The sequence below is a fragment of the Allobosea sp. 67-29 genome (genome assembly GCF_001898115.1).
In the GTDB taxonomy this organism is placed as follows: domain Bacteria; phylum Pseudomonadota; class Alphaproteobacteria; order Rhizobiales; family Beijerinckiaceae; genus Allobosea.
This window is the reverse complement of the sequence record NZ_MKSQ01000010.1, coordinates 41979-55066: the sequence shown is the minus strand read 5'-3', so window position 1 is coordinate 55066 and position 13088 is coordinate 41979. Positions and strand designations below refer to the sequence as shown.

The following is a 13088-nucleotide window of genomic DNA, read 5'->3' as shown; positions in this document are numbered from 1 at the left end:
CGGTCGGGATGAGTCTGGTCGCGATCGACGAGACGCGTTTCGCCCTCGCTCACCAGCGCGACTGCGCCCGGGCCTATGCCCTGGTCCTTGCCGGCCAGGCCCACTCGCGCGGCGAGCTCAGCCGCCTGCTTGGCCTGCGCTCGACGAGCACGTCCCGCGTCGTGGCGGATCTGGTCGCCAGCCGCCTCGTCATCGAGTCGACGGGGGAGACCGCCGGTCGGGGCCGGCCGCCGGCCATCCTGCTGGCCCACACGCGGCGGGTCGGCTGCTCCGTCATCCATGTTTCCAGCCAGTCGCTCTCCGGCGCGCTGGTCGATCTCAGCGGGCACCTCGTCGCCGAGCGCCGCATGCCGATCCAGCCAGATGCCGGCAACGAGAAAATCGCGGAGACTATGGCCATGCTGGCGCGGTCCCTGGTCGAGGCCATGCCGGCGGGCATGAGCCATGCCGGCACCGCGGTCTCGCTCTCCGGCCTGATCGACCTGCGCCGCGGCCAGTGGCTCATGGCCTCGCGCTGGCCGCGGATGCGCGGGCTCGACGTCGAGGCGATCCTCGCCAACGTGGCCGGCCCGGTCGAGATCTGCCGCAATCTCGATGCGGAGCTGCGCGCCCGCGCCGCGCGCGAGCCCGACCAGTTCGGCGGCGGCACCTTGCTGCTGCACTGGGGCTGGGGCATCGGCCTCGCCTATGCGCAGGACGGCAAGCCCTTCGCGCCCACGGGCTCTTTCGGCGAGCTCGGCCACTGGCGGCTGGCCGCGCTGGGAGGCCGCGCCTGCGGCTGCGGCAATACCGGCTGCCTCGAGACCGGCGCCGCGCTCTGGGCCCTGCTGCCCGTCCTGCGCCAGCGCTGGCCCACGCTGGACGAGGACGAGAAGCGCCTGGCGCGCCAGCTCGCCAGCCTGGACCTGATCTCCCTGCCCGAGATCGACACGGCGTGCCGGACGCTTGCACGCGCCCTGGCCAATGCCTGCCGGTTGCTGTTTCCCTCCCGGATCGCGGTCAGCGGCCCGTTTGCCGCCAATCCGCAGCTCTGGGCGCATTTCAACACGCTGTTCCGCGCCGAAGGTACGATGGACGGCTTCGCCGTGCCCGATCTCGCCGGCGTCGACGCCAGCCAGCTCTACGAGATTCACGGCGCCGCCGCTCCGCTTCTGAGCCGCGCCGCCGAAGCCCTCCTGCTCTCTCCGGCCTGAAAGCAGGCGGGGTGCCACTAAAACGGATGCCGCCCATGCGGGGGAAGGTGCTTGGCATCGGCGAAAGTGGTGCACTAGTATTCCAGGAATGGCTCCGCAACGCCGCTCATGGCGTCAGAAGAGAGCCGCGAACCCAGGGAGAGACCATGACTCATCCGACACGACGCACCGTCATGGCCGGCGCTGCCGGCCTCGCAGCCTTCAAGGCGGGCGGAGCCCTGGCGCAGGGCGCATCGGGCCCCGTCGCGCTCAACATCATCGACGTCGCCGGCAATCTGCAGCTCACCCAGGCGGCGATCGAGCGCTTCGCCAAGGAAAACCCAAAGCTCGTCTCGCGGCTCAATTTCTCGCGCGCACCGTCACCCGAGCTGCCCGGCAAGCTCAAGGCGCAGCAGCAGGCCAACCGCGTCGACATCGACCTCGTGCTGACCGGCCCCGGCGCCATGTCCGACGGCATCCAGCAGGGACTCTGGGTCGATGTCTGGAAGTCGCATGCCAAGGACCTGCCCAAGGCCGAGGAGGTCTATCACGAACAGGCGCTGATGATGCAGCGCAACTTCGGCCAGAACGAAGGTGTCGCCGTCGTCTACTCGCCCTCGGGCCCGCTTTTCGAATATGCGCCGGACCGGCTGAAGACCGTGCCCAGGACGGCCGAGGAACTGCTCGCCTATGTCAAGCAGAACCCCAACCGCTTCACCTATGCCCGCCCGGTGAACTCCGGCCCCGGCTGGACCTGGCTGATGGGCCTGCCCTACATCCTGGGCGACGCCGACCCGAGCGACCCGATGAAGGGCTGGGACAAGAGCTGGGCCTATCTCAAGGAGCTCGGCAGCGGCATCGACTACTATCCCGGCGGCACCACCCCGACGATGAAGGAGCTCGGCGAAGGCACACGCGACGTCATCGTCTCGACCCTGGGCTGGGACATCAACCCGCGCGCCCTCGGGATCGTGCCCAAGGAGGCCAAGGTCTTCGTGCTCGACAAGACGCACTGGATTCCCGACACGCAGTTCATGTGCATCCCGAAGGGCACGGCGGCCGAGAAGATGCCGGCGCTGCTCGCTCTGATGTCGTACATGCTGAAGCCGGAGGCGCAGGCCTACACCTTCGACAAGGGCTATTTCTATCCCGGCCCGGCGGTGAAGGGCGTGACGCTGGCGATGGCGCCGCAGGAGAGCCGCGACGTGCTGAAGGAGTTCGGCCGGCCCGAATACGACAAGCTGATCGAGAGCCTGCCGACCAGGCCGCCGCTGACGCCGGAGCGCCTCGTCGCCGCCTTCCGCCGCTGGGACCAGGAGATCGGCGCCGGACACGGGGCCCCGCAATAGGATCGCCCCGGATGCGTTTCGCCGCCATCGGCCTCGACCACCGCCATGTCTATCATATGGTCGGTGGTCTCCTCGAAGCCGGCGCGACCTGCGTCGGCTTCGACCCAGCGACGAGCGACGCGCGGGTGCTCGCCGGCTTCCGCGAGCGCTTCCCGACCTTGCCGGAGAGCACGGCGGACCGGCTGATCGACGACCCCGATATCGACCTGATCGTCTGCGCCGCGATTCCCGCCCAACGCGCCGCCATCGCCGTCCGCGCCATGCGGGCGGGCAAGGACGTCATGGTCGACAAGCCCGGCGTCACCGATTTCGACCAGCTCGCGGCGGTGGAGCGGGCGGTCGCGGAAACCGGGCGCATCTTCTCCGTCTGCTTTTCCGAGCGCTTCATCGTGCCGTCCACGATCGTAGCCGGCAAATTGATCGCCGACGGTGCGATCGGCCGCGTCGTGCAGACGATCGGCCTCGGGCCGCATCGCTTCAACCGCGCCATCCGGCCGGACTGGTTCTTCGACAAGCGCCATTACGGCGGCATCCTGACCGACATCGCCTCGCACCAGATCGACCAGTTCCTGCATTTCACCGGCTCGCGGGAGGCGCAGATCGTCGCCTCCGGCGTCGGCCATTTCGGCGGACCGGAGTTTCCGGAATTCGAGGATTTCGGCGAGATCCTGCTGCGCAGCGACCGGGCCGGAGGCTATGTCCGGGTCGACTGGTTCACCGCCGACGGGTTGCCGACATGGGGCGACGGGCGCCTCACCATCCTCGGCACCGAGGGCACCATCGAACTGCGCAAATATGTCGACATCGCCGGCCGACCCGGCACCGACCACCTCTTCCTCGTCGACAAGAGCGGCACGCGCCATGTCGACGCCGCGCAGGAGCCGCTCAGCTATTTCCGCGACCTGATCGCCGATATCGGCGCCCGCACCGAGACGGCCGTCGGCCAGCGTCATACCTTCACCGTCTGCCGCCTCGCGCTGGAGGCGCAGGCGAAGGCCGCGTGGCTGCCGATGCGGCCCGACGCGCGACCTGAGGAAACGCCATGACACGCAAGCTCGGCATCGCCGTGATCGGGCTCGGCCCCGCCTCGCTGCCGCACTCGAAGAGCCTCCTCGATCTCGCCGGCCGCGCCGAGGTGCGGTGGGCGGTCAGCCGCACGCCGGATCGCGCCGCGGCCTATGCCGCGCAATTCCCTTTCCCGACCACGACCGACCTCGACGCGGTGCTGGCCGACCCCACCGTCGACGCCGCCATCGTGCTGACGCCGCCATCGAGCCATCTCGACGTCTCCGCGCTCTGTCTTGAAGCCGGCAAACATGTCCTGGTCGAGAAGCCGCTGGAGCTGACCAGCGAGCGGGGCCAGCGCCTCGTCGATACGGCGCGCCGCACCGGAAGGACCTTCGGCGTAACCCTGCAGCACCGCTTCCGGCCCGCGAGCCTGCGCCTCAAGGCGGCGCTCGAATCCGACGAGCTCGGCAGCATCGAGGCCGCCTTCCTCACCGTGCCGTGGTGGCGCCCGCAGAGCTATTACGACGAGCCCGGCCGCGGCACGCTCACCCGCGACGGCGGCGGCGTGCTGCTGACCCAGGCGATCCACTCGCTCGACCTCTTCCGCTCGCTCGTCGGCGTCTCCAGGGTCGTGGCCGCGCAGGCGCGCACCACCGCCCTCCATCGCATGGAGACGGAGGACTACGTCTCCGCCCTGCTCGAAACCGCGAGCGGCGCACCCGCGACGCTCATCACCACCACGGCGGCCTATCCCGGCTATCCCGAGCGCATCGAGATCACCGGCAGCAAGGGCTATGCTTCGCTGATCGGCGGGCGGCTCCGCCTCGCTTTCCTGGACGGGCGCGAGGAAATCGTCGAGGCCGAAGGCTCGACCGGCAGCGGCGCCAACATCATGGATTTCCCGCACGACGCCCACCGCGCCGTCATTGCCGATTTCCTCGATGCGATCGATGAGGGTCGTGATCCGGTCGTCACGGGCGAGGAGGCGCTGGCCTCGCAAAGGCTCGTCGATGCGGTCCTCGCCGCGGCCCGAAACGGCGCCTGAACCCGGAAGTCCTTGACTCTGGGGTGTTTGCCGCGCTCGAAGAGCCGATGCCCGCGCGCTCGATCACGTCCCTTCCTGTCGGAACCAGCCGATGAGCGTCGTCCTCGCCTGTGATCTCGGAGGCAGCAGCTTCCGCGCCGCGCTGATCGACCGAAGCGGCGCGACGCAAGCCGAATGCGCCATTCCCGGCCCGGTCCTCGACGACCAGCTCGACCGCTCCGAAGTTGCTGCCGAGGCCTGGTGGACGCTGTTGCTCCAGGCGGCCGGCCGGCTCGCCGATCAGGCGCCCGGGCTGTTCGCCCGGATAGAGGGCATCGCGATCTGCGGCGTGACGCGCACGCAGGTTTTTCTCGGTCATGACGGCCGCGAGCTGCGCCCCGCCCTGACCTGGAAGGATGCCCGTGCCGATGCCGCCGGCGCCCGCCTGCGCGAGACGGCGGGGCAGCATTCGGAAGCGGGCCGCATCAACGCGTTCCATCCGCTCGCACGCCTCGCCTGGCTGGCCGAGGCCGAACCGGCCGATTTCGCCGCACTCGCCCAGGTGCTGGAGCCCAAGGATTATCTGAACTTCCGGCTCACGGGACGGCAGGCGAGCGATCCGATCTCGGCGGCACGTCTGGTCGCCTCGGCCCTCCCCGCCGGTGCCGGCTCCCTGCTCGCGGCGCTCGGCCTGTCCTCCTCCGTCATCCCGACGCTGCTCGAACCCTGCGAGATCGTCGATCCCGTCCGCACCGGCTTGCCGGCCCCGTTCGACCGGCTCGCCGGCCGGCCGGTCTTCTGCGGCTGCAACGATACCTGGGCGGCGGTCGCCGGCCTCGGCGCGCTGCGGACGGGCTATGCCTACAACATCTCCGGCACCACCGAGGTCCTCGGCGTCCTCGGCCCGGCCGAGATCGAGGCCGAGGGCCTGATCACCGTCGATTGGGGCGGGCTCTGGCATCTCGGCGGGCCGAGCCAGAACGGTGCCGATACCGCGGCCTGGCTGGCAGGCCTGCTCGGCGGGCAGATCGGCGTCGGCCAGCAGATCGAGAGCTGGCTCGCCGGGCGGCGTCATCCGCAGCCGCTGCTTTTCCTGCCCTATCTCCAGGGCGAGCGCGTGCCCTATTGGGACCCGAACCTGCGCGGCGCCTTCATCGGGCTCAACCGCCATCACGGGCCGACCGACCTCGCCTATGCCGTGCTGGAGGGCGTCGCCTGCCTCAACCGGCTGGTGCTCGAACGCGCCGAGGCAGCACTCGGCCGGCCGGTCGGCGAGATCCGGTTCGGCGGCGGCGCCGCCGCCAATCCGGTCTGGGCACAGATCAAGGCCGATCTCTGTGGCCGTCCCGTCATCGTCGGCAGCGCCCGGGAGCCGGGATTGCTCGGCTCCGCGATCATCGCCTGGACAGGGCTCGGGCAATTCGCCTCGCTCGCCGCTGCCCAGGACGCGCTCGTCGGCATCGCCCGGCGCTACGAGCCCGATCCGGCGCGAAAGGCAGCCTACGACGCGCTTTACGCACTCTTCCGGCGCAGCGAACAGGCGCTCGCGCCGATCTCGACCGCGTTGGCCGCGCTTGCGCGAAATCCCGGCCCGCTGCCGGGTCTCGCCAACGCTGCGGCCGAGCCTTAGGAAGCGCCCGTCATGACCGACTCCCCAGTCTCCCGCCCACGTGCAAGCGCGCCCGTCTCACTGCTGACCGGCGCCTCCGGCGGCATCGTCGGCGCGCTCGCGGTCCTGCTCGCGCGCGCCGGCCATCGCCTCGTGCTCACCGGGCTGGACCAGCCCGGTCTCGACGCCGTGGCGGCCGATGTCGCCGCCGCCGGCGGCGAGGCCGTGACGCTGGCCGGCGATCTGCGCGCGCGCGATCTCGCCCAATCGCTGGTCGACCTCGCAGGCGAGAGCTATGGCCGGCTCGACCACCTCGTCACCGGCGCCGGCGCCTCGCGCCCGGTGCCGCTGGCCGAGATGGAGGATGACGAGTGGGACAGGCTCGTCGACATCAATCTCTCGGCTGTCTTCCGCATCTCGAAAGCAGCTGCCCGCCGGATGATCGGCCAGGGCGAGGGCGGCTCGATCGTCCACATCTCCTCGATCGCCCACAGCAATGGCGGCGCCAACCTCGCCTATGGCTCGGCCAAGGGCGGCGTCGCGACCCTCACCTACGGCATGGCCCAGCAGCTCGGTCCGCATGGAATCCGCGTGAATGCGGTTGCGCCCGGCATCATCGATACGCCAATGGTGCGCAATGGATTCGCCCGGCAGTTCAACGCGCTGGTCGAGGGCGCGGCGCAACGCACGCCGCTGGGGAGGCTGGGACGGCCCGAGGATGTCGCCAACGTGATCGCCTTCCTGCTGTCCGACGGCGCCGCCTTCGTCACCGGCGCGCTGATCCCGGTCACCGGCGGCATCGAGATCCTGTCGCCGATCTCGACCATCGCGAAGGGAGCCTGAGCCGGATGGAGGGCCTCCAGCTGCGCGAACTGATCGGCCGCTACGGCACGGCGATCGCCGGGCTGGCGCTGATCCTGTTCTTCCTGGTCTTCGCGCCGAACTTCGCGACCGCGATCAACATCGTCAATGTGCTGAAGGACACGAGCTTCCTCGCCATTCTCGCGCTCGGCTTCACCCTCGCCTTCACCGTCGCGGAGCTCGACCTCTCGGTCGCGGAGGTGGCGAGCCTGGCTGCGGTGGTCTGCGGCTGGCTGGTCCATCTGCACTACCCTCCGGCGGCGGCGGTCGCGGCCGCGCTCGCCGTCGGCCTCGTCTTCGGCACGCTCAACGGCTTCGGGGTCACGCGCCTGCGCATTCCCTCGCTGATCATGACGCTGAGCACCGGCGCGATCGCCCGCGGCTGCGCCTTCATGATCACCCAGGGCGTCGCCTTCACCGGGCGCTGGCCGGTCCAGTTCACCGGGTTGGCGCGCGGCTCCTCCTTCGGCGTCCCCAATCTCGTGCTCTGGCTGGCCGGGGCCACGCTTTTCGCCTGGGGCCTGGTCAAATGGACCCGCACCGGCGCCCATATGGTCGCGACAGGCGAGGCGGACGAGGCGGCCCGGCTCGCCGGCATCGCCACGGCACGGATGAAGCGCATCGGCCTTTTGCTCGCGAGCGTCCTCGCCAGCGTCATGGCGGTGCTGCTCGCGGCCAATCTCTCCTCCGCCGCGCCGAACATGGCGGGCGACTACCTGCTCTATGCCATCGCCGCCGTGCTGCTCGGCATGACGATGTTCGAGCCCGGCAAGCCCAACGTGCCCGGCACCGTCTTCGCGGCGCTGGTGCTGAAGGTGCTCGGCAACGGCTTGGTGCTGCTCGGCGCCGCCTATTACGTTCAGGACATCATGCTCGGCGCGATCATGATCGGCTCGGTCGCCTTCTCGGCCAGCGCGATCCGGAAGGTGGCGTTCAAGGTCTGACAGTCAGGGTCCAGGAAACAACAGAGGGGAGTTCACATGTTCGGTTTGCGCAAATTGCTGGTCGCGGCGGCGGCACTTCTGGCGCTCGGCCAATCGGCCAATGCCTTCGAGCTCGGCATCATCGGCTTCCAGTTTTCGTCGGAGACGCATGCCCGCGTCGCCAATGCGGCCGCCGCCGCGGCCAAGGCCAAGGGCTGGAACGTCACGCTGCTCAATTCGGAAGGGGCGCTGCCCAAGCATGCCGAGCAGTTCGACGCGCTGATCGCCAAGAAGGTCGATGCCATCATCATCGCCATGGGCAAGCCGGTCGAGGCCGACGCCCAGTTCAAGGCCGCCAAGGATGCCGGCATCCCGGTCATCACCGTCCAGTCGGGCGCGAGCCCGCACGCGCTCTTCGATATCCAGTCGAACGAGTACAAGATCGGCGCCGACGCGGCGCTCTATCTGCTCGGCCAGCTCGGCTACCAGGGCAACATCCTGACGGCCCGCTTCGACCTCAACGTCGCCTCGCGCATCCGCGGCAAGATCCTCGACGTGGTGCTCTCGGAGAACCAGGCGGTGAAGGACATCGGCAAGTTCTCGATGGCCCGGACCCAGAGCTGGCGCGACGACGTCCGCTCCGGCATGCAGGCGCTGCTCCTGCAGAACCAGGGCAAGGTCAACGGCATCTGGGCGTCCTTCGACGGGCAGGCTTACATCATCGACGATCTGCTCCAGGCTCAAGGGGTCAAGAAGGGTCAGATCCCCCTCGTCTCGGTCGATGGCGGCCAGGAAAGCTTCGAGCGCATCGCCGATCCGAACTCGACCTTCATGGCGACGGTGTCGATTCCCTTCGAGGAGATGGGCAGGAAGGCGGTCGACGCGATCCAGACCATCGTCGTCGACAAGAAGCCCAAGGAGACCATTACCTCGGGCCCCTATCTCTTCATGGACGCCGTGCTGGTCGACAAGAACAACGTCCAGCAGTTCCTGAAGAAGTGAGCGCGCGCCGTCGTGCTCGGGTGGCGCTCTACGCGACCCGAGCATGATGGCTGACCGTACCGACCAGTCCGATGGGCAGGCCATGACCGATCCGACCCCTCTCCTCTCGCTGCGCGGCATTGGCAAGCGCTACGGCGCCGTCGTCGCCGTGCGCGAGGTCGATCTCGACATCTTCCCCGGCGAGGTGGTCGCGCTCTGCGGCGACAACGGCGCCGGCAAGTCGAGCCTGATCAAGGTGATCTCCGGTGCCGAGGAGGCGACCAGCGGCACCATCAGCATACGGGGAAAGCCGGTTGCCTTCGCGTCGCCGCATGACGCGCTGGAGCATGGCGTCGCCACGATCTACCAGGACCTCGCGCTCGCCCCGCGCCTCTCCATCGCCCAGAACGTCTTCATGGGCTCGGAGCTGACGAAGCCGCTGCTGCTGCCTTTCCTGCGCGTGCTCGACAAGAAGCGGATGATCGCGGAATCGCGGCGCTATCTCTCCCAGCTCTCCGCCGCCGTCACCGACATGACCCGGCCGGTCGAGCGGCTCTCGGGCGGCCAGCGCCAGGCGGTGGCGATCTCGCGCGCGCTGCGCTGGAACGCCGAGATCATCATCATGGACGAGCCGACGGCGGCGCTCGGCGTCAAGGAGAGCGCGCTCGTCCTCGATCTCATCCGCAAGCTCAAGGCGGATGGCCGCACCGTCATCCTGATCAGCCACAACATGCGCGACGTCGTGGCGCTGGCCGACCGCGTCGTCATCATGGGCGCCGGCCGGAAATATGTCGACCGGCCGCTCGGCGACCTCCAGCCCGACGACATCGCCCATATGATCATGGCCGGCAACGCCAAGGCGGCCTGATGCGCGAGCCCGTCCTCATCGACACCGATCCCGGCCAGGATGACGCCGTCGCCCTGCTCCTGGCCTTCGCCAGCGCCGACCGGCTCGACCTCAGGGCGATCACCACCGTCGCCGGCAATGTCCCGGTCGCCCAGACGACGGCCAATGCGCTGCGCATCCGCGATCTCGGCCAGCGCGGCGATATCCCGGTCTATCGCGGCGCCGAGGGACCGCTGGTCGTCCCGCTCGAAACCGCCGAATTCGTCTGCGGCCCGGACGGGCTGGCGGGCGCGGACCTTCCCGCCCCTGCCAGCCAGGCCGCGCCGGGCCATGCCGTCCAAGCGATCGTCGATCTCTGCCGGTCGGCTCCCGACGACGGTATCACGCTCTGCCCGCTCGGACCGCTGACCAATCTCGCTCTGGCCTTCCGGCTGGCGCCGGACATCCTGCCGAAGCTGAGGCGCATCGTGCTGATGGGCGGCGCCATCGGCCTCGGCAACATCACCCCAGCTGCCGAATTCAACGCCTATGTCGATCCGCATGCGGCGGCCATCGTCCTCGGCTGCGGCCGGCCGATCGTGATGTTCGGCCTCGGCGTGACGCTTCAGGCCATCGCCAGCCACGACCAGATCGCCCGCATCGGCGCGCTCGGCAATGCGGCCGGGCGCGCGGTTCACGGCATGCTGACCCGCCCGCGTCCCGGCGGCCTCGGCAGCGACGGCCACCCGATGCATGACCCCTGCGTCATCGCTTACCTGCTCTGGCCGGAGCTGTTCGAGGGCCGCGACTGCTTCGTCGCGGTCGAGACCGGCGACGGGCCGCTCCGCGGCCGCACCACCATCGACTGGAACGGCCGGCTGAAGCGCGAATCAAACGCCTGTGTCGTCTCCGCAGTGAAGGCCCATGAGCTGTTCGAGCGGATGATCGAACGCCTCGCCACCCTGCCTTGAAGGACCGCTCCATGCCGCATTTCGTCGAAACGCTGCAGCGGGAGGCCGCCGACGCGATCGCGCAGATGCAGGAGGCCGCATTGCGGGCCCGGCACGCCCATGCCCGCGCCGAACTGATGCGCCACATGCTGACCACCGCCCGCAAGGTCAAGGACAAGCCGAAGGCCGAGGCAGTCGAGACCGTCGTGCGCGAATGGATGGATGCCTGGAATCTCGCCCGCACGGATTGGCCGCATATCGCCCGCGAGATGGAGGCCTTCACCGAGGCCTTCCACGACTATGCCAACGATCCGAGCGACGCCCATGACGAGCGCTTGCGCGCGGCCTGCGCCGCGCTCGACATCGTGCTGGAGAAGGAAGGCACCTCCATCTCAGACCAGATGGCCTTCCGCTCGCAATGCGCCCATGGCTGGTGGGAGCTGGTGAAGCCGGTCCCCGCCGACCTGCCTGGCCGCAAGCCGCGGCCCTCGGTGCCGGCGCTCGAACCTGGACAAACCTTCTGGGAAGCCGGTTGCGCCGGTTTCTGCCGGTAGCGCTCAGCTCTCGACGAACTGCATCCGGTGCAGCCGGGCATAGGCCCCGTTCCGCGCCAGCAACTCGTCGTGGCTGCCGGTTTCGATGATCTTGCCCTCGTCCATCACCACGATCAGGTCGGCCTCGCGGATGGTCGAGAGTCGGTGCGCGATGACGAGCGTGGTGCGTCCCTTCATCAGCGTCGCCAGCGCCTGCTGGACGAGGCGCTCGGATTCGGTGTCGAGCGCGCTCGTCGCCTCGTCGAGCAGCAGGATTGGCGCATCCTTCAGGATCGCCCGCGCGATGGCGATCCGCTGGCGCTCGCCGCCCGAGAGCTTGTGGCCGCGCTCGCCGACCGAGGCTTCGTAGCCGCCCGGCATCGCCATGATGAAGTCATGCGCCGCCGCCGCCTGGGCCGCCGCGACGATCTCGGCCTCGCTGGCACTGGGCCTCCCGAAGGCGATGTTGGCCCGCACCGTGTCGTCGAAGAGGACGACATCCTGGCTGACGACGCCGATCTGGTGGCGCAGGCTCGTCAGCGTAACGTCACGCAGGTCCTGTCCGTCGATCTCGATGCGTCCCTCGGTCGGGTCGTAGAGCCGCGGCACCAGCGCGAGCAGCGTCGATTTGCCGGAGCCGGAGCGCCCGACCAGCGCGGTGGTCCGGCCGCCCTGCGCCACCAGGTCGATGCCTTCGAGCGCACGCTGGTCCGCGCGATAGCGGAAGCGCAGATGCTTGAAAGCGATCGAGCCGGCCGCGATGGAAAGCGGCTTCGCGCCGGGCTTGTCGATGATCGCCGGCTTCTCATCCAGCAGCGCGTAATAGCGCTTCAGCGAGGCTCCGGCCTCCTGCACGATGGCGTTGAGGTTGCCGAGCGAGCGCATCGGCTGGGCGGCGAGCAGCAGCGCCGAGACATAGCCGGTGAAGTCGCCGACCGTGGACGACCCCGCCGTGATGCGCACGCCGATGGCGGCGAGGACGGCGGCGACCGCGATGCCGCCGCCGACCTCGAGCAGCGGATCGAGCCGGCCGCGCGCATTGGCCGACTTCATCTTCAGCGCCCGGATCGTCTCGAAGGCGCCGGCCGCGCGCTGCTTCAGATAGGGTTCGAGCGAATCGGTCTTGGCGACGCGCGCGCCCTGCAGGCTTTCGGTGACGAGGCTCGCCATCATGCCCGTCTGCTCCTGCTGGGAATTGGCCATGCGCCGGAGTTTCTTGCCGATCCGGCCGATCGGATGGGCGATGACCGGGGCGATCAGCAGCACGATCAGCGTCATCTGCCAGTCGATCCAGAACAGCGCGCCAATCAGCGCCACTGCCGTCACCACGTCGCGGATCGCGATGTTGACGATACGCGTCAGCGCCTCCTTGACGAAGGTGAAATCGGTGGTGAAGCGCTGGGTGAGCGAGGCCGGATTCTCGCTCTGGAGCTGGGCGAGGTCGGCATCGATCAGATGGCCGTAGAGCTCGGTCTGCATGTCGGCCTCGATCCGGCTGACGACGTTGTTTGTCATCACCGTCTGTGCCAGCAGCGAGAAGCCCTTGATCGCGGTGACGATGACCACGACGGTCGCGACCGCGTTGATCACGCCGATATCGTAGTTGATCGACTTCGAGACCAGCCGTTCCATGCGCCGGACGAAGCCGGTCGATTCGGCCGTGAGCGGGTCGGCGAAGGCGTCGAAGGCCGCCTTGATCAGCAGCGGATAGAAGCTGGTCGTCGCGGCGATGACCACGACCAGCGCCAGGATCATCGCCATCTGCGGCAGGTAGCGGCTGATCTGCTCGCGCCAGACACGGGCGAAGAGCGCGAGGGTGTCGTCGGTGACGCGGCCGATCTTCATGGGCCGC

The 13088-nt window shown here is 69.0% G+C and carries 12 protein-coding genes; 11 read left to right on the top strand and 1 reads right to left on the bottom strand.

Features of this window, described 5'->3' with window-relative positions:
• Positions 1 to 8 precede the first annotated feature (8 nt).
• The 11 genes from BGO20_RS09795 (at position 9) to BGO20_RS09745 (ending at position 11257) form a co-directional block, all read left to right on the top strand.
• A complete protein-coding gene (locus BGO20_RS09795; RefSeq protein ID WP_291659840.1) occupies positions 9 to 1193 on the top strand; it encodes an ROK family protein in 1185 nt (394 codons plus the stop codon).
• A gap of 146 nt (positions 1194 to 1339) precedes the next feature.
• The gene (locus tag BGO20_RS09790; RefSeq protein ID WP_291659842.1) at positions 1340 to 2521 is read left to right on the top strand and encodes an extracellular solute-binding protein; all 1182 of its coding nucleotides are present in this window, start codon (positions 1340 to 1342) and stop codon (positions 2519 to 2521) included.
• Between the two features lie 11 nt (positions 2522 to 2532).
• Positions 2533 to 3567: a Gfo/Idh/MocA family protein gene (locus BGO20_RS09785; RefSeq protein WP_291659844.1), complete on the top strand. Its 1035-nt coding sequence runs from the start codon at positions 2533 to 2535 to the stop codon at positions 3565 to 3567.
• On the top strand, positions 3564 to 4574 hold the full coding sequence (locus tag BGO20_RS09780; RefSeq protein WP_291659845.1) for a Gfo/Idh/MocA family protein: 1011 nt from the start codon (positions 3564 to 3566) through the stop codon (positions 4572 to 4574). The genes BGO20_RS09785 and BGO20_RS09780 overlap by 4 nt, the downstream gene beginning before the upstream one ends.
• Positions 4575 to 4665: 91 nt before the next feature.
• Entirely contained in the window at positions 4666 to 6183 is a 1518-nt protein-coding gene (locus tag BGO20_RS09775) for a xylulokinase (RefSeq protein WP_291659847.1), read from the top strand.
• A 12-nt stretch (positions 6184 to 6195) separates the two neighbouring features.
• Entirely contained in the window at positions 6196 to 7005 is an 810-nt protein-coding gene (locus BGO20_RS09770) for an SDR family NAD(P)-dependent oxidoreductase (protein ID WP_291659848.1), read from the top strand.
• Between the two features lie 5 nt (positions 7006 to 7010).
• On the top strand, positions 7011 to 7967 hold the full coding sequence (locus BGO20_RS09765) for an ABC transporter permease (protein ID WP_291659849.1): 957 nt from the start codon (positions 7011 to 7013) through the stop codon (positions 7965 to 7967).
• Between the two features lie 36 nt (positions 7968 to 8003).
• Positions 8004 to 8948: a sugar ABC transporter substrate-binding protein gene (locus BGO20_RS09760; protein WP_291659851.1), complete on the top strand. Its 945-nt coding sequence runs from the start codon at positions 8004 to 8006 to the stop codon at positions 8946 to 8948.
• Positions 8949 to 8991: 43 nt separating this feature from the next.
• Positions 8992 to 9795 carry an ATP-binding cassette domain-containing protein gene (locus BGO20_RS09755; RefSeq protein WP_291659853.1) on the top strand — a complete coding sequence of 268 codons (804 nt, stop codon included), beginning with the start codon at positions 8992 to 8994 and terminating at the stop codon, positions 9793 to 9795.
• Positions 9795 to 10724 (top strand): nucleoside hydrolase, encoded by a 930-nt coding sequence (locus BGO20_RS09750; protein WP_291659855.1) that lies wholly within the window; start codon positions 9795 to 9797, stop codon positions 10722 to 10724. Before BGO20_RS09755 ends, BGO20_RS09750 begins: the two co-directional genes overlap by 1 nt.
• An 11-nt stretch (positions 10725 to 10735) precedes the next feature.
• A complete protein-coding gene (locus tag BGO20_RS09745) occupies positions 10736 to 11257 on the top strand; it encodes a hypothetical protein (RefSeq protein ID WP_291659857.1) in 522 nt (173 codons plus the stop codon).
• Positions 11258 to 11260: 3 nt separating this feature from the next.
• On the opposite strand, the gene BGO20_RS09740 is transcribed toward BGO20_RS09745, so the two are convergent.
• A complete protein-coding gene (locus BGO20_RS09740; protein ID WP_291659859.1) occupies positions 11261 to 13081 on the bottom strand; it encodes an ABC transporter ATP-binding protein in 1821 nt (606 codons plus the stop codon).
• Positions 13082 to 13088: the final 7 nt, after the last annotated feature.